The organism is Rhodoferax fermentans, from assembly GCF_002017865.1.
GTDB classification, from domain to species: domain Bacteria; phylum Pseudomonadota; class Gammaproteobacteria; order Burkholderiales; family Burkholderiaceae_C; genus Rhodoferax; species Rhodoferax fermentans.
This window is the reverse complement of sequence record NZ_MTJN01000002.1, coordinates 1,781,407-1,797,717: the sequence shown is the minus strand read 5'-3', so window position 1 is coordinate 1,797,717 and position 16,311 is coordinate 1,781,407. Positions and strand designations below refer to the sequence as shown.

12 protein-coding genes are annotated in these 16,311 nt (G+C 60.4%); 5 read left to right on the top strand and 7 right to left on the bottom strand.

The window, feature by feature from the left end:
* Position 1 precedes the first annotated feature (1 nt).
* From RF819_RS08585 to yajC, 4 genes are read right to left on the bottom strand one after another with little or no spacing between them, the layout of a single operon-like run.
* Positions 2–2,446 (bottom strand): DUF1631 family protein, encoded by a 2,445-nt coding sequence (locus tag RF819_RS08585; protein WP_078364602.1) that lies wholly within the window; start codon positions 2,444–2,446, stop codon positions 2–4.
* 15 nt (positions 2,447–2,461) lie between these two features.
* Positions 2,462–3,418, bottom strand: a complete 957-nt coding sequence (gene secF / locus RF819_RS08580) for a protein translocase subunit SecF (protein WP_078364601.1) — start codon at positions 3,416–3,418, stop codon at positions 2,462–2,464.
* Between the two features lie 11 nt (positions 3,419–3,429).
* Positions 3,430–5,310 carry a protein translocase subunit SecD gene (secD, locus tag RF819_RS08575; protein ID WP_078364600.1) on the bottom strand — a complete coding sequence of 627 codons (1,881 nt, stop codon included), beginning with the start codon at positions 5,308–5,310 and terminating at the stop codon, positions 3,430–3,432.
* 50 nt (positions 5,311–5,360) lie between these two features.
* Positions 5,361–5,693, bottom strand: coding sequence for a preprotein translocase subunit YajC (gene yajC, locus RF819_RS08570; protein ID WP_078364599.1), 333 nt, complete (start codon positions 5,691–5,693; stop codon positions 5,361–5,363).
* A gap of 263 nt (positions 5,694–5,956) precedes the next feature.
* Here yajC and RF819_RS08565 point away from each other — a divergent pair, with 263 nt between their 5' ends.
* The 3 genes from RF819_RS08565 to RF819_RS08555 all read left to right on the top strand — a co-directional run bounded on the left by RF819_RS08565 (position 5,957) and on the right by RF819_RS08555 (position 10,766).
* Complete coding sequence (locus RF819_RS08565; protein WP_078364598.1) at positions 5,957–7,291, top strand: glutamate-5-semialdehyde dehydrogenase; 1,335 nt, start codon at positions 5,957–5,959, stop codon at positions 7,289–7,291.
* 158 nt (positions 7,292–7,449) lie between these two features.
* Positions 7,450–8,745, top strand: coding sequence for a glutamate--cysteine ligase (gshA, locus tag RF819_RS08560; RefSeq protein WP_078364597.1), 1,296 nt, complete (start codon positions 7,450–7,452; stop codon positions 8,743–8,745).
* Between the two features lie 152 nt (positions 8,746–8,897).
* A complete protein-coding gene (locus RF819_RS08555; protein ID WP_078364596.1) occupies positions 8,898–10,766 on the top strand; it encodes a potassium transporter Kup in 1,869 nt (622 codons plus the stop codon).
* A gap of 121 nt (positions 10,767–10,887) precedes the next feature.
* Here the strand turns inward: RF819_RS08555 and RF819_RS08550 are convergent, their stop codons facing one another.
* Positions 10,888–11,811 carry a LysR family transcriptional regulator gene (locus RF819_RS08550; protein WP_078364595.1) on the bottom strand — a complete coding sequence of 308 codons (924 nt, stop codon included), beginning with the start codon at positions 11,809–11,811 and terminating at the stop codon, positions 10,888–10,890.
* An 18-nt stretch (positions 11,812–11,829) separates the two neighbouring features.
* Positions 11,830–13,047 carry a CaiB/BaiF CoA transferase family protein gene (locus RF819_RS08545; protein WP_078364594.1) on the bottom strand — a complete coding sequence of 406 codons (1,218 nt, stop codon included), beginning with the start codon at positions 13,045–13,047 and terminating at the stop codon, positions 11,830–11,832.
* Between the two features lie 276 nt (positions 13,048–13,323).
* On the opposite strand from RF819_RS08545, the gene RF819_RS08540 reads away from it, so the two are divergent.
* Complete coding sequence (locus tag RF819_RS08540; protein ID WP_078364593.1) at positions 13,324–15,552, top strand: malate synthase G; 2,229 nt, start codon at positions 13,324–13,326, stop codon at positions 15,550–15,552.
* Positions 15,553–15,609: 57 nt separating this feature from the next.
* On the opposite strand, the gene RF819_RS21295 is transcribed toward RF819_RS08540, so the two are convergent.
* On the bottom strand, positions 15,610–15,876 hold the full coding sequence (locus RF819_RS21295) for a hypothetical protein (RefSeq protein ID WP_078364592.1): 267 nt from the start codon (positions 15,874–15,876) through the stop codon (positions 15,610–15,612).
* A gap of 149 nt (positions 15,877–16,025) precedes the next feature.
* Here RF819_RS21295 and RF819_RS08530 point away from each other — a divergent pair, with 149 nt between their 5' ends.
* Positions 16,026–16,259: a cysteine-rich CWC family protein gene (locus tag RF819_RS08530; RefSeq protein ID WP_078364591.1), complete on the top strand. Its 234-nt coding sequence runs from the start codon at positions 16,026–16,028 to the stop codon at positions 16,257–16,259.
* The last annotated feature ends 52 nt before the right edge of the window (positions 16,260–16,311 follow it).

Here is a 16,311-nt window from a genome sequence, read left to right as displayed (position 1 = left end):
TTCAGCCCAGCAGGCGCTGCGGATGGGCGCGAATTTCATCCAGCGCCGAGCGGGTCGCCCGTGCTGTCAAGGGCTCGTCTTCCTGCGGTGTCAGCAGGCTGGCCTGCAAATAGGCGGCCAGTCGCACCGTCTGGAACAGGTAGCTGTGGCCTACATTGTTGGAGAACAAATGCAGGTGACCCAGAGGGCTGCGCCAGACATACTGCACCTGCACCGTGACGTCCTTGTAGTTGAGGGCAAACCACGAACCCAGCGCCAGTTCACGTGCCCACTCGGCCATGTCCTCGCTGGCGGTCTCACCGCCTTCGCTGACCACATCCAGCTCGGACGCTTCAAAGCCCAGCAGTTCCTCGATGTTTTCGGTGTCCAGCGGCAGCTCTTCACCACCGTCGTCGCTGATGTAGTCGTCCAGCTCGGCCAACCGTTTGGCCAGAGCCTGGATCTGCGCATCGGCGACGGTTTCGGTTTTGGCCATGAAAGCATCGGCCAGGGTGTCGCTGATGATCTTGATGTGCACTTCCTGGGCACCACGCACGATGCCCAGTCGGCTCATGCCGTCGCGCAGGTTCTGCAACAGGGCTGCCAGACCGGCAATCACCTTGGTGCGGTCGGCCCGGTTGGGTTTGGCGCTGGCCGCCCAGATCAGGTCGGTGGCGGTCTTTTTCAGCAGCAGGGTTTCCTCATGCTGTTTGCCCTGGCGCACCGTGGACACCGCCAGCACCTCGGTCCAGACCTTGAACAAAAAGGATCGGATTTCTTCACGCACCGGCATGTCCTTGAGCTGGTCACGCAGCTCAATGGTGTACTGGATCGCCAGCGTTTCCTTCTGCTCCAGCTGTTCGGCCACCCCCATCACCTTTTGCGCCGATGGTTTTTTGGCCAGGTGTTTTTTCAGGAACTGCTGAAACTCCTCGTACACCCGCCGGTAGACCCGGTCACCCGTCTCGGGGTACTGCTCCACCACCTGAACCACACGCTTGATTTCGGTCTCCAGCGCGTCGGTGCTGATGCCACTGGAGTCAAAGCCCAGCACACACGAGCCCATGTGGTCAATCAGCTGACGCGCCGGGTGGTCTAGCTTGCTGAAGAAGTCGGGGTCGGCCAGGGCGATGCGCAAGACCGGCATTTGCAGCCGCGCAAACCAGACCCGTGCACCGGGCGGAATGCGATCCTCCTGCAGGATCGACTGAAACATCAAGGCCACCAACTCGATGATGGCTTTTTCATTGTCGGTTTCGGCTTTGCCCTTGAGTTCGCTGGACAACTGCCGCAACTCGGTGGCAACCTGGGCCACTGCCACCGGGTACACAACCTGCCTGCCACCGTCCGTGGTGACAAACTGCACATCCTGCAGCCGGGGTTGCTGCGCCAAGGCCATCATCAGAGGCGCAGATGGTCCGGCATAGGCCAGCCGCACAGCACCCGCGCCCGATGCGGGCAAGATCATCCCACCGGGGCCGCTGACCACGCCCTGCCCGGGGTACCTCTCAGCCCCCACAAACCCTTGGGCGGCATAAGCAGACGCGCCGCTTATGCCTCCTGCGGCGGGTGGGGTCTCCAGAAACGCACCGCTGAGTAAACGGCCCACCTGCTCCATCAGACCTTGGGCGCGCCCATAGATGCCGCCAACCCGTCCAGCGGGTGAACCTATCCGCACACCACCGCTGCGCCGCTGTTCTGCGGGGTTGGCCCCCCCGGGCTGATCGGAGGCGCGGCGTTGTTGATTCGGGGCAGGTGCAGGCGGAGGAGCGGGCACTTGTAGGTGGGGTTCGCGCTCGTCTTCGAAAGAAGATGCGCTGGTGGGGGCACCAAACTCAATCACCGGCAGCACACCCAGCTTGATGAGCTCCTCATTGCACGCTGTGTAGGCTTTCTCGAGGTGTTCGTTGAGATGGCGCTGCACCACTGCCGACACCAGTTGCAAGGCTTCGCGCGACAACCCCGCTGCCTCCCACTGCTCCACCAGCAAGAAGAACAAGACCTCCGGGTGAACAATGTCTCGGGTTGACAAGGCCTGGTTGTTGTTGAGGTACTTGAGTCGCTTGCGCAGGTCATTGACCGGCTCGGCGCCTTTTTCCATCAGGTTCAGCGCCATGCGGGATGCGATGATCTTGTTCTCCACCTCATCCGTGCCCTGCAGCTCAAAATCGGCGGCCAGCGCAACCCGGCCCGATGGTCGGGCTGCTTTTTTGTCAGCAAGCAGCGCCGACTCCCAGGCAGAGAGGGTGCCATCGAGCCAACGCGTCTTCTGGCGTTGAAAAGCCATCCAGGCATCCCGGCGTACTTGCATCTCACGTGATGGCGCCACCTCGTCCATCAGTTGCGTCAAACGCTCCTGCACCTTGGTCAGCAAGCTGCTGAGGGACGCCCCGGTCTGAGCCACCAGGCGCTGGCGCACTCGTGCAGACAACTGCATTTGCGAGGGCGTCTGCGCTGTGGTGGCCATGCTCAAAACAACGGCTTAGACCGTGGCTCCTGCGTTGGGATCGTTCGGGTCGGTGTCTTTCTTGACCACGGTGCCCTTGACCAGGTCTTCGCGCTGGATGCCCAGCCACATGGCAATCGATGCCGCCACAAACACCGAGGAGTAGATACCAAACAAGATACCGATGGTCAGCGCCAGCGCAAAGTAGTGCAATGTGGCGCCGCCAAACAGCAGCATGGACAGCACCATCATCTGGGTCGACCCGTGGGTGATGATGGTCCGGCTGATGGTGGAGGTGATGGCGTTGTTGATGATTTCCACCGTGTTCATCTTGCGATAACGACGGAAGTTCTCACGAATCCGGTCAAAAATCACCACCGACTCGTTGACCGAGTAGCCCAGCACCGCCAACACCGCAGCCAGCACAGGCAGGGAGAACTCCCACTGGAAGAAGGCAAAAAAGCCCATGATGATGATCACATCATGCAAATTGGCAATGATCGCCGCCACCGCAAACTTCCACTCGAAGCGGATGGCCAGGTAAATCATGATCCCCACCACCACAAAGGCCAGTGCCTTGAGTCCGTCGGCAGCCAGTTCATCTCCCACCTGTGGACCCACAAACTCGGTACGCCGCATGCTGGCGCTGGCATCCACCGCCTTCAACGCGGTCATCACCTGGGCGCTTTGTTGTGCCGAACTAACGCCCTTTTGGGCGGGTAGACGGATCAGGACATCACGGGCGGTACCGTAGTTTTGCACCTGAACATCGGCAAAACCCAGTTTGGCCACCGTGTCGCGCACCACAGCCACGTCGGCAGGCTGGGCGTAAGTGACTTCCAGCAGGGTGCCGCCGGTGAATTCCACCGACAAATGCAGACCACGGGAAAACAGGAAGAAAACGGCGGCCAAAAAGGTGACCAAGGACACCGCGTTGAACACCAGGGCATGGCGCATGAACGGGATGTCACGCTTGATTCTGAAAAACTCCATCGTGTTCTCCCTTATTCCGCTTTGATGGTGGCGCCAGATTCAGGCCGCCAGATGGTACCGATGGAGACACTCTTGAGCCGATTCTTGCGCCCATACCAGAGGTTCACCAAGCCACGGGAGAAGAAGACGCCTGAGAACATGCTGGTCATGATACCCAAACAGTGCACAACGGCAAACCCCCGCACCGGCCCCGAGCCGAAGGCCAGCAAAGCCAGGCCCGCAATCAGGGTGGTGATGTTGGAGTCAAAAATGGTGGCCCAGGCGCGGTCGTAACCGGTGTGGATCGCCGCCTGGGGTGAGGCGCCGTTGCGCAGTTCCTCGCGGATACGTTCGTTGATCAGCACGTTGGAGTCAATTGCCATACCCAGCACCAGGGCCATGGCCGCCATGCCTGGCAAGGTCAGGGTGGCTTGCAACATGGACAGCAGCGCCACGAGCAGCAACAGGTTAAATGCCAGCGCAATGCTCGAAAAAACACCAAACAGCATGTAGTAGATACACATGAACACCGCCACCGCCAGGAAGCCCCAGGCGACGCTGTGGAAGCCTTTGGCAATGTTCTCGGCGCCCAGGCTGGGCCCAATGGTGGTTTCTTCGATGATTTCCATCGGCGCGGCCAAGGAGCCAGCGCGCAGCAGCAGCGCGGTGTCGTTGGCTTCCATCGTGGTCATTCGGCCCGAGATTTGTACCCGACCGCCGCCAATTTCGGTGCGGATCACCGGCGCGGTGACCACTTCGCCCTTGCCTTTTTCAAACAGCAGGATCGCCATGCGTTTGCCCACGTTTTCACGGGTCACGTCGCGGAAGATCCGGGTGCCTTTGGCGTCGAGGTTCAGGTTGACCGTGGGTTCCTGCGTCTGGCCATCAAAGCCGGGTTGGGCGTCGGTGAGGTTTTCACCGGTCAAGATGACCTGCTTTTTCACAATGACGGGCTGGCCGCTGCGTTCCAGGTAACGCTCCGAGCCAAACGGCACCATGCCGGTACCGGCTTCAGCGCCGCGCGCCTCCGCACTTTCGTCCACCATGCGCACTTCCAGGGTCGCGGTGCGCCCCAGAATGTCTTTGGCTTTGGCCGTGTCCTGCACGCCCGGCAGTTGCACCACGATGCGGTCCAGACCTTGCTGCTGGATCACCGGTTCAGCCACACCCAACTCGTTGATCCGGTTGTGCAGTGTGGTGATGTTCTGTTTGAGGGCCTGGTCCTGGATGCGCCGGGCGGCATCGGGCTTGATGGACGCGGTCAGTTTGAAATCCACGCCGTCGGCGGACTCGGCGGTTTGTAAATCGGTGAACTGGTCCTGGAACACCGCTTGTGCCTGGGTGCGGGTGGCCGCGTCACGGAACTTGACCTCGATGGTCTGGCCTTCGCGGTTGATGCCGCTGTGGCGGATGTTCTTCTCACGCAAGCTGGTGCGAAGGTCACCCGAGAGCGACTCGGCGCGTTTGCTCAAAGCCGCCTGCATGTCCACCTGCAGCATGAAGTGCACACCACCGCGCAGGTCCAGCCCGAGGTACATCGGCGCTGCATGCAGCCCCGTGAGCCACGCCGGTGAACGCGAGACCAAGTTCAAGGCCACCACATAAGCGGGGTTGCTGGGATCGGGCAACAGGGCTTTTTGAATGGCGTCCTTGGCCTTGAGTTGGGCGTCGGTGTCATTGAGGCGCACCTTGATCGATGTGCCGTCCAGCACAACTTGGTCCACCGTGATCCCGGCTGCTTTCAAAGCCGCCTCCACTTGGGCCAAGGTGTTGGTATCCACCTTGACCAGTGTCTTGGCGGCAGACACCTGCACCGCCGGGGACTCACCAAAAAAGTTGGGTAGCGCATACAGCCCACCAACCACCAGCGCGATCACGATGATCACGTATTTCCAGACCGGGTAACGATTCATGACCGCCCTTCAGATAACAAAACGCTGGCCAGGGCCAGCTTCAAGACGGCTTATTTGATGGTGCCCTTGGGCAAGACTTGCACCACGGAGCTGCGCTGGAGTTGCACTTCAACGCTGTTGGCGATCTCAACGCTGATGAAACCTTCGTTCAGCTTGCTCACTTTGCCCAGCAAACCACCGGCGGTGACCACTTCGTCCCCTTTGGCCAGCGACTCCACCATGTTTTTGTGCTCTTTGGCCTTTTTCATTTGCGGGCGAATCATCACAAAGTACAACACCACAAACATCAGGACCAGTGGCAACATGCCCATCAGGGTCGATTGCATGTCACCCGAAGCGGCAGCGGCGGGCGCGGTTTGCGCAAATGCAGAAGAAATAAACACAGATAACTCCAGATGTTCAATGAATTGATAAACAAACCGCCCAGGCAGAGCACCCAGAGCGACCGTCCAAGGACAACTTCTCATTGTATGCGGCCATCACAAAGCGGCCAACCTTCGCCGGGCCAGACTCCCCATGACACACAACGGTATCCCGTGCAGCGCAGGGTGATGGCCTGTTGCCGGGTTTTGGGCCCGGTCTTGCCGCGCGCCAGCTTGTGGTCTGCAGGCTGGATGTTGGCAAAGCAGCGTGCCAAAATAGCCTCATGAACGAGATCACCCTTTCTGAGCACACCCAGACCCTGGGTATTCAAGCAAAACAGGCCTCAGCCCTGATGGCAAAAGCCTCAGCAGTTAGCAAAAACGCTGCACTCAAAAAACTGGCGGCGCTGCTGCGCAGCAATGTGGAGACGTTGCAGATCGACAATGCCAAAGACATCGCGCGCGCGATGGCGGCCGGGCTGGCAGCGCCGATGGTGGACCGGCTCAAACTCACACCCAAGGTGATCGAAACCTGCGCCCAGGGCTGCGAGCAGCTGGCCGCCATGGCCGATGTGATTGGCGAGGTCATCGGGATGAAGGAGCAACCCAGCGGTATCCGGGTTGGCCAGATGCGGGTGCCGATTGGCGTGTTTGGCATGATCTTCGAGAGCCGTCCGAATGTGACGATTGAAGCGGCGTCGCTCAGCATCAAGAGTGGCAATGCCTGCATCCTGCGCGGTGGCTCCGAGGCGATTGACTCCAACAAAGCGCTGGCACGGCTGGTGCAGCAGGCCTTGGCTGAATCCGGTTTGCCAGAGAACGCAGTGCAGCTGGTGCAAACCACCGACCGCGAGGTGGTGGGCCAGCTGATCGCCATGCCGCAGTATGTGGATGTGATCATCCCGCGTGGCGGCAAGGGGCTGATCGAGCGCATCAGCCGCGAGGCCAAGGTGCCGGTCATCAAACACCTGGACGGCAACTGCCACACCTATGTGGATGACCCGTGTGACATCGTCCAAGCCGTCAAGGTGGCCGACAACGCCAAGACCAACAAATACAGCCCCTGCAATGCCACCGAGAGTCTTTTGGTGGCGCGCGGTGTGGCGGTGGACTTCCTGCCCAAAATCGCGGCCATCTATGCGGCCAAAGGGGTGGAGATGCGCTGTTGCCCCGAGTCCCTGGCCTTGCTCCAGAGTTACAAGGAAAATCGTGCCTCAGCCCTGATGGATAAAGGGCAGGGTGCTATGAATGAAGAAGTTTTCAAGCTGACCCCTGCCACCGAGGCCGACTGGTTTGAAGAGTATCTGGCACCCATCATCAGCATCAAGCTGGTGGCCGGGGTGGACGAGGCTATTCGCCATATCAATCAGTACAGCAGCCACCACACCGATGCCATCCTGACGCGTGACCATGTGCACGCGCAAGCGTTTTTGCGCGAAGTCGATTCGGCCAGTGTCATGGTCAACACCAGCACCCGCTTTGCAGATGGTTTTGAGTATGGCCTGGGCGCCGAAATTGGCATCAGCACCGACAAGTTCCACGCGCGTGGCCCGGTTGGCATCGAAGGCCTGACCTCGCTCAAGTACGTGGTGCTGGGCCAGGGAGAAGTGCGCTCGTGAGCTCATGCGCCGTCAAGCCAGGCGTGTCTGGCTGACGGTGGTGGAACTATTGCGCATCCGTGCACTCTGACGCGGTGCCAGACAGATTGTCAGGTCAGGGAGGTTGGAGCGACAACGCCCCGACCTAGAATCAAAGCAACTATTTCGCAAGGTCGTCCATGGTTCCTCACCTTATTACCGCATTGACGGGCCCCATCAACGAGTTAGAGCAGCGTGTGCTGGACTCCATGCCCGCCATCGAGCGCTGGTTCCGCCTGGAATGGATGGAGCACACCCCACCGTTTTACAGCTCGGTGGACATCCGCAACGCGGGTTTCAAGCTCTCTCCGGTGAGCACCCGGTTGTTTCCCAGCGCCTGGAACAACCTCACCCCGGAAATGCTGCCGCTGGCGGTGCAGGCGGCCATGGCTGCGATCGAAAAAATCTGCCCCGAAGCGCGCAACCTGCTGGTGGTGCCCACCAATGGCCCGCACAGCGTTCAGTATCTCGAAAACCTGGTTCAGCTCACGCGCATTTTCAACATGGCGGGCCTGAATGTGCGCTTGGGCTCGATTGACCCGGCCCTCAAGAAAACCATCACCCTGGATCTGCCAAGTGGTGCGTCTGTCACCCTGGAGCCGGTGACTCGCGGCAAACGTCGCCTGGGTCTCAAAGACTTTGACCCCTGCACCATCCTGCTCAACAACGACCTGGGCGCCGGCGTGCCTGGCATTTTGGAAGAAATTTTTGAGCAGTACCTGCTGCCCCCCTTGCATGCGGGCTGGCCGATCCGGCGCAAAAGCAACCACTTCAAGGCCTACGAAGAAGTGGCCAAACGGCTGGGCAAACTCATGGGGGTTGACCCCTGGCTGATCAACCCCTTGTTCGAGAAGTGTGAGGCGGTCGATCTGTCGCAAGACAGCGGGCTGGACTGCCTGCGTGGCCAGGTGGACCTGGTGTTGACCCGCGTGCGGCGCAAGTACAAGGAATACGGCATCAAGGAAAAACCGTTTGTGGTCGTCAAGGCCGACCACGGCACCCATGAACTGGGCATCGTCACCGTGCGTGATACCAAGGACATGCAGGCTTTGAGTGAACGGGTCCATACCCTGGTCAAAGAGCGCAAGACACCGCTGATGCCGCATGGTTTCATGGTGCAAGAGGGGGTGATGACACAAGAGCGTGTCAACGACGCCGTGGCCGAACCGGTGATCTACACCATGGACCGTTACGTGGTGGGCGGCTACTACCGCGTGCATGCGGGGCGCGGGGTGGACGAGGCGCTCAACGCGCCGGGCTCGGACTATGCCCCGCTGGCGTTCGAGCACAGCACCCAGTTGCCCCAGCCCGGTATGAAACCCGGGGTCAGCCTGCCCAACCGTTTCTATATGTATGGCGTGGTGGGCCGCCTGGCGATGCTGGCGGCCAGTTACGAACTCGAAGCCACCGACCCAGAAGCCGAGGTCTACGACTAGCGTTGGGTGTTGGTTTCAGGCCACAAGTCGGGGCTTGGGCTTGTCCTGGATCAAGTGGCTGCTGGATGGGTATCAGAACCCAGAGGCCTTTCTGACGCAAAATGGCGCCCTGTTATGACATGGAGCCTGATGATTCCGGGGCTTGGTGATTCTTGGTAACCTCTAAAACGACTTTGCGTGCGCTCACCTTGGGCGCCATCGGTGTGGTGTATGGCGACATCGGCACCAGCGTGCTGTATGCCGTCAAGGAAGTGTTTGGCGCTGGCCACGTTCCTTTCACCACGGACAACGTGATGGGTGTCCTGTCGATCTTTTTCTGGACCCTCACCGTCATCATCTCGCTGAAGTATGTGTCGCTGGTGCTGCGCGCTGACAACAACGGCGAAGGTGGTCTGGTGGCGATGCTGGCGCTGGCCTCCCAATCGGTGGTGGACAAACCCAAACTGCGCCGGGTGCTGCTGTATGTGGGCATATTTGGCACCTGCCTGTTTTATGGCGACGGGGTGATCACCCCGGCGGTGTCGGTGTTGTCGGCGGTGGAAGGTCTGGAGGTGGTCTCACCCGCCCTGAAAAAAGCGGTGATCCCGCTGACCCTGGTGATTCTGTTTGCCCTGTTTTTTGTGCAAAAGCGTGGCACGGCCGACATCGGCAAGTTTTTTGGCCCGATCACGCTGTTGTGGTTTGCCACCATTGCGGTGCTGGGGGTGTCCCACATCTGGCACAACCCTGAGATTCTGTGGGCACTGAGCCCGCACTATGCGCTGGGCTTTGCCTGGTCCAACCCGATGATCACCTTTCTGATCTTGGGTGCGGTGGTGCTGTGTGTGACAGGGGGCGAGGCGCTCTACGCTGACATGGGTCACTTTGGCAAAAAGCCGATCCGTCTGGCCTGGTTCACGGTGGTGATGCCCGCGCTGACGCTCAATTATTTCGGCCAAGGCGCCTTGCTGCTGAGTGATCCCTCGGCGGTCAAAAACCCGTTTTACAACATGGCGCCGGACTGGGCCCTGTTGCCACTGGTGGGCCTGGCCACCCTGGCCACGGTGATTGCCTCACAGGCGCTGATCACCGGGGCGTTTTCGGTCACCAAACAGGTCATCCAGCTCGGTTATCTGCCGCGCTTCCAGGTTTTGCACACCAGCGTCAAGGACACCGGCCAGATCTACATGCCCTTTGTGAACTGGGGCCTGTTTGTGATGATTGTGCTGGCCGTGGTGTTGTTCAAGTCGTCCAGCAATCTGGCGGCGGCGTATGGCATTGCGGTCACGCTGGACATGCTGATCACCACCGTGCTGACGTTTTTTGTCATCCGTTACGCCTGGCACTACCCGCTGCTCTTGTGCCTGGCGGCCACCGGCGCGTTTTTTGTGGTGGACATGGCGTTTTTCACCTCCAACATGCTCAAGCTGGTGGACGGCGGCTGGTTCCCGCTGCTGATTGCCGGGGGCATCTACACCATCATGCTGACCTGGAAAGACGGTCGGCGCCTGCTCAAAGCCAAGATCAAGGCCGAAGCCATCGATCTGACCAGTTTTCTGGAGGCGGTATTTGTCAGCCCGCCGACCCGTGTGCCCGGCACCGCGGTGTTTCTGACCGCCGAAACCGGCACCGTGCCCAACGCGATGTTGCACAACCTCAAGCACAACAAGGTGCTGCATGAGACCAACCTGTTTGTCACCGTGGTGAGCCAGGAGGTGCCGTGGATCGGTCTGGACAAACGCCTGGCCATCGAATCACTCGGGCATGACTGCTGGCAGGTGATTGTCAATTACGGCTTCAAAAACGACCCGGACCTGCCCAAGGCGCTGCAAAGCATCAAGGGCCGAGGCTGTGATCTGGACCCGATGACCACCAGCTATTTCCTGAGCCGCGACACCGTCACCCCCACGCTGGGCAGCGGCATGGCGCCTTGGCGAGAAAAACTCTTCGCCCAGATGCACCTGAACGCCAGCGGTGCGGCCGGTTTCCTGAACCTGCCCAGCAATGCGGTGGTGGAGCTCGGGTCCAAGATCGAAATCTGAGTGGGGTTGGCCCAGGCCGTTGGTGCGAGCCTGGGTCGGGCGTTTTGCATAAAAAGCCGCTTAAGCCCTTATTATGTAAGGGCCTGGTGCTATGGTTTTAAGTTGGTTTGAGGCGGCTGTGTCAAGCCGCGCCTTGCCAATAGGCTTTGCGCGAAAACTGTTGTTTAAGGTAGTCCACCCACAGGCGCACCCGCAGCGGCAAGTGTTTGCGCTGCGGAAACACCGCATAAATGCCATTGGGTGGCGCAGCAAAATCCTCCAGCACCGGCACCAGCAGACCCGAAGCCACCTCGGCCTGCACCTCCCAGGTGCTGCGCCAGGCGATGCCGTAACCTGCCAGACACCAGTCGAACAAGACCTGACCATCCGAGCAGCTCAGCGGCCCGCCCGGCTTCAGGTAGACCACCTCGGTGCCGTCTTTGGTGGCTTGTGAAAACGCCCAGCCACGGGTCTGAGACGCATCGCTGGAGAGGGTCAGACAGTCAAACCGGGCCAGATCCTGCGGTGTTTGGGGTAAACCGTGGCGCTTGAGGTACAGGGGCGCGGCCACACACAGGCGGCGATTGTCGGCCAGGCGCACACTCACCAGGCTCGAGTCGGGCAAGTCACCCACGCGTACCGCGCAGTCAAAACCTTCTGCAGCCAGGTCCACCACCCGGTCATTGAGATTGAGCGACAGCGTCACATCGGGGTGCAACTCACGAAAACGCGGCACCAGCGGCGCCACATGGCGTCGCCCAAAACCCGCCGGGGCGGTGATGTTGAGGTGGCCGGTAGCCCGTACGCCCCTGGCCGAGACACTGGCCTCGGCGTTGTCCAGATCGGTCAGCAGGCGCTGGCAGTCCTCCAGAAACGCGCTGCCTTCCTGCGTGAGGGTGACACGCCGGGTGGTGCGCACCAGCAGCTTGACACCCAGGCGTTCTTCGAGTGCATCGATGCGCCGGCCAATGATGGCTGGTGCCACCCCTTCGGCCCGGGCGGCGGCGGTCAGTCCACCGCGTGCGGCCACGGTGACAAAGGTTTCGAGTTGTTTGAGTTTGCTCATCCGGCGTCGGCCTCAGGCTCAGGCCACCACACCGGCATCGCGCAACGCCTGCACCTGGTGGTCATCCAAACCGAGCCCGTTCAGCAACTCGTGGGTGTGGGCGCCCAGCGTCGGCGGGCTCAGGCGCACCCCCAGGCGCTGGCCGTCCATCGTGAACGGAAACAAGGTGGCCTTGCTGGTCTGGCCAGCACGCGCGCCGTCGGGCAGGGTGATGTCGGCCAGGCCACCGGTGGCCAGCAGGTGTTCGTCGTCAAACAACTCTTCGGGCTTGCGAATGGGGGCGTAGGGCAGCTTGTTGGCCTCCATCATCTGGGCAATTTGTGCGGCGGAGTAACGCGCCAGGCGTTCACGCAGCACCGGCATCAGGCTCGTGCGTTCACGCACGCGGTCGTTGTTGCTGGCGTAGCGCGGGTCGGCCAACAGATCGCTCAGCTCAAACACCTGGCAAAACGTGCGCCATTGGGCATCACTCACGGCAGAGATGAATATCTGCTCACCATCCCCGGCGGTGAACACATCATAGACACCCCAAGGCGAAATGCGCGCAGGCATCGGTGCAGCGGCCTGGCCGGTCATGGCGTACTGCAGCATGTGCTGGCCCACCAGAAACACATTGTTCTCAAACAGTGCACTTTGCACCTCTTGGCCGCGACCGGTGATGCCGCGCTGGATCAGCGCACCCAAGGCGCCAATCGCGCCAAACATGCCACCCATGATGTCGTTGACACTGGTGCCTGCGCGTAACGGGTCACCCGGGCGGCCGGTCATGTAGGCAAGTCCCCCCATCATCTGCACCACCTCGTCCAGCGCGGTGCGGTGTTCGTACGGGCCGGGCAGAAACCCCTTGTGGCTCACATAAATAAGTTTCGGGTTGACCTGCGACAGCGCTGCGTAGTCCAGCCCGTACTTGGCCATGGTGTCGGGTTTGAAGTTCTCCAGCACCACATCCGCAGTCTGGGCCAATTGGCGTGCCACAGCCGCGCCTTCGGCATGGTGCAGGTTGATCGCGATGCTTTTTTTGTTGCGGTTGAACATCGGGAAAAAACCCGCACCGGCGCCCAGCAGGTGGCGGGTGCGGTCGCCTTCGATGGGCTCGACCTTGATCACCTCGGCCCCCATGTCGGCCAGCACCATGCCGCAGGTCGGGCCCATCACCATGTGGGTGAACTCCACCACACGCAGGCCAGACAGGGGTAGCCGGGAAGATGTTGGGGCGGTATCGGGAGAAGGTGTCATGGGGCTGTGGGGTGACGTTGGGGGTGATGAGCGGCAGATTATTTCCCAAACCCGTGTTTATCCGATGGATTACCTCTCTTTTTGTCACAACTGCGTGCCCGGGCAGGCGTTTAATTCGGTCGTTTGCCTCACTAAAATGCAACAAATGTTGGCAAAACCAGAGGATGTTGGCTCTGGTCGACGCGAGCAGGCCGCACCGGCCGATGACGACTCCAAACCGCGCTTGCCCTGTTGAGGTTTTCTTTTCTTTGGCTTCATCAACGGATACGTACCACCATGACCCAACGCATCATCAAACACCGCCTGCAAGTTGCAGCCAACTTGTGCCAGTTCGTTGAACAACAGGTTTTGCCTGGCACCGGCATCACGCCCGCCAAGTTCTGGAAAGGGCTGGATGGCATCGTGGCCGACCTGGCACCCAAAAACATCGCCTTGCTCAAGGAGCGTGACCGTTTGCAGACCGAGCTGGATGCCTGGCACACCGCCCACCCCGGCCCGATCACCAACATGCCCGTCTACCGTGCCTTTCTGGAGCGCATCGGTTACCTGGTGCCGGTACCCTCCAAAACCTGCATCACCACCAGCCATGTGGACAGCGAATTGGCCAAACAGGCGGGCCCGCAGTTGGTGGTGCCGATCCTCAACGCCCGCTACGCACTCAACGCCGCCAACGCCCGCTGGGGCAGCCTGTACGACGCGCTGTACGGCACCGATGTGATCGACGAGGCCAAAGGCTGTCAAAAAGTCGGCAAAAAGGGTGGCTACAACCCCAAACGCGGCGCCAAAGTCATCGAGTACGCACGTTATGTGCTGGACCGCTGCGCCCCGCTCAGAAAAGGCTCTCACATCGATTCGGTGGCCTACAGCGTCAAGGGTGGCAAGCTGGCCGTCAAACTCGCTGACGGCAGCACCACCGGCCTGGCCGACCACGACCAACTGGTGGGCTATCAAGGTGATGCCAAAGCGCCGGCCAGCGTCTTGTTCGTGCACCACGGGCTGCATCTGGACCTGATCATCAACCGCGCCACACCCATTGGCGCCAGCGACCCAGCCGGTGTGGCTGACCTGGTGGTTGAGGCTGCCCTCTCCACCATCCTCGACCTGGAAGACTCGGTCGCTGCGGTGGATGCGGACGACAAGGTGCTGGCGTACAGCAACTGGCTCGGCATCCTCAAAGGCACACTCACCGAAGAAGTCGCCAAAGGCAGCAAAACCTTCACCCGTGGTCTCAACCCAGACCGCCTCTATACCGCGCCCGACGGCAAGAAGAAGGTGCGCCTGCATGGCCGCAGCCTGATGTTTGTGCGCAATGTGGGTCACCTGATGACGAATCCGGCCATCCTGTACACCGACAAGGCGGGAGCGGTGCGCGAAATCCCCGAAGGCATTTTGGACGCGGTGGTCACCACCACCATCGCCCTGCACGACCTGGCCAAGACCAAGAAGGACGCCATCCGCAACTCGCGCAAGGGCTCGGTCTACATCGTCAAACCCAAGATGCATGGCCCGGCGGAAGTGGCCTTTGCCAGCGAGCTGTTTGGCCGCGTCGAAAAGCTGCTGGGCCTGCCTGATAGCACCGTCAAACTCGGCATCATGGACGAAGAGCGCCGCACCAGCGTCAACCTCAAAGCCTGCATTGCGGCAGCCGCCAGCCGCGTCGCCTTCATCAACACCGGCTTCCTGGACCGCACCGGCGACGAAATGCACAGCGCCATGTTGGCCGGCCCGATGGTTCGCAAAGCTGACATGAAAGCCAGCACCTGGATCCACGCCTACGAGCGCAACAACGTGCTGGTGGGTCTGCAATGTGGCCTGCGTGGCAAGGCACAAATCGGCAAAGGCATGTGGGCCATGCCCGACCTCATGAAAGCCATGCTCGAGCAAAAAATCGCTCACCCCAAAGCCGGCGCCAACACCGCCTGGGTGCCCAGCCCCACCGGCGCCACCCTGCATGCGCTGCACTACCACCAGGTGTTGGTCAGCGATGTGCAAAAAGACATCGAGAAAACCCACGCCAAGCGCGACGCGCAGAGTGAACATGACGCGCTGCTGGCTGGTCTGCTGCACATCCCGGTGGCCGCCACACCCACCTGGAGTGCGGCCGAGAAACAGCAGGAACTCGACAACAACGCCCAGGGCATCCTGGGGTATGTGGTGCGTTGGGTGGACCAGGGCGTGGGCTGCTCCAAGGTGCCCGACATCCACAACATCGGCCTGATGGAAGACCGCGCCACGCTGCGGATCAGCAGCCAACACATGGCCAACTGGTTACACCATGGTGTGGTCACCCAAGCCCAAGTCAAAGAAACCTTTGAACGCATGGCCGCCGTGGTGGACGCGCAAAACGCCGGTGACCCGGTGTACCAACCGATGGCGGGCCACTTTGACACCTCCAAAGCCTACCAGGCAGCGTGTGACCTGGTGTTTAAAGGCCTGGCCCAACCGAGTGGTTACACCGAGCCACTGTTGCATGGCTGGCGGCTGAAGGTGAAGGCGGCGGCTTGATGCTGCAACCGGCAATTACTATTTAATCAGTAGCTGGCAGCCCTTTTATAAAAAGGGCTAGGGCCTGATTTGGCTTGTAAGCGAAAAACGGCACTTAGGCGTGCCGTTTTTTTCGTAAATACTGTTCCCAGCTTTCACAACATTTTCCAGAGGCTTGCCAAAGGGAAACACTTGATCATTGCTTTTCAGCTCCCCCGCGTGTTCCGCAACTCTGACGTACTTGGTCAGGTCTACTTCCAACTCTTGCAGATGACCATCGCTGGGCCGACAAGTTGTCGAGTTGTCTCGCATCAAAGAGACGCGTTGTGCGTTTACGGTTGACATAGGTTTTCCTTTCATTGGGTGATCTAAAAATAGCTGCTTGCTTAGCAGTACCGTCACTTTAGACAAGCCCCTCACCATCGCAGCCAGTGAAATCGACTGGGACCCAACGGTACACTCGACCAACACAGTCCTTCCAAGGAACGATAGCCATGTCGCTAAGCAACAGTGCCGCCAACCCCACCCCAACCGACGCCTCCTTGTGCCCGCTCTGCGGTCAACCCAACCAGTGCGCGATGGAGGCGCAGCGTGTCACCGGTCAGGAGCAAGCGCTGTGCTGGTGCACCCAGGTCACGTTCAGCCAGGGCCTGCTCGACAGCATTCCTGCCGCAGGCCAACACCTGGCCTGTGTCTGCGCCACGTGTGCCACGAAAAAACAGGTGTGAACAGGCCAGATCAGGGTGCCATCACTGGCGGGAAAGGCGGTGGTACTGGATG

Bases quoted from the DNA above. Each gene is read 5' to 3' on its own strand.
- RF819_RS08585 (WP_078364602.1), bottom strand. From the start codon at position 2,446: ATGGCCACCACAGCGCAGACGCCCTCGCAAATGCAGTTGTCTGCACGA.
- secF (WP_078364601.1), bottom strand. From the start codon at position 3,418: ATGGAGTTTTTCAGAATCAAGCGTGACATCCCGTTCATGCGCCATGCC.
- secD (WP_078364600.1), bottom strand. From the start codon at position 5,310: ATGAATCGTTACCCGGTCTGGAAATACGTGATCATCGTGATCGCGCTG.
- RF819_RS08565 (WP_078364598.1), top strand. From the start codon at position 5,957: ATGAACGAGATCACCCTTTCTGAGCACACCCAGACCCTGGGTATTCAA.
- gshA (WP_078364597.1), top strand. From the start codon at position 7,450: ATGGTTCCTCACCTTATTACCGCATTGACGGGCCCCATCAACGAGTTA.
- RF819_RS08550 (WP_078364595.1), bottom strand. From the start codon at position 11,811: ATGAGCAAACTCAAACAACTCGAAACCTTTGTCACCGTGGCCGCACGC.
- RF819_RS08545 (WP_078364594.1), bottom strand. From the start codon at position 13,047: ATGACACCTTCTCCCGATACCGCCCCAACATCTTCCCGGCTACCCCTG.
- RF819_RS08540 (WP_078364593.1), top strand. From the start codon at position 13,324: ATGACCCAACGCATCATCAAACACCGCCTGCAAGTTGCAGCCAACTTG.
- RF819_RS21295 (WP_078364592.1), bottom strand. From the start codon at position 15,876: ATGTCAACCGTAAACGCACAACGCGTCTCTTTGATGCGAGACAACTCG.
- RF819_RS08530 (WP_078364591.1), top strand. From the start codon at position 16,026: ATGTCGCTAAGCAACAGTGCCGCCAACCCCACCCCAACCGACGCCTCC.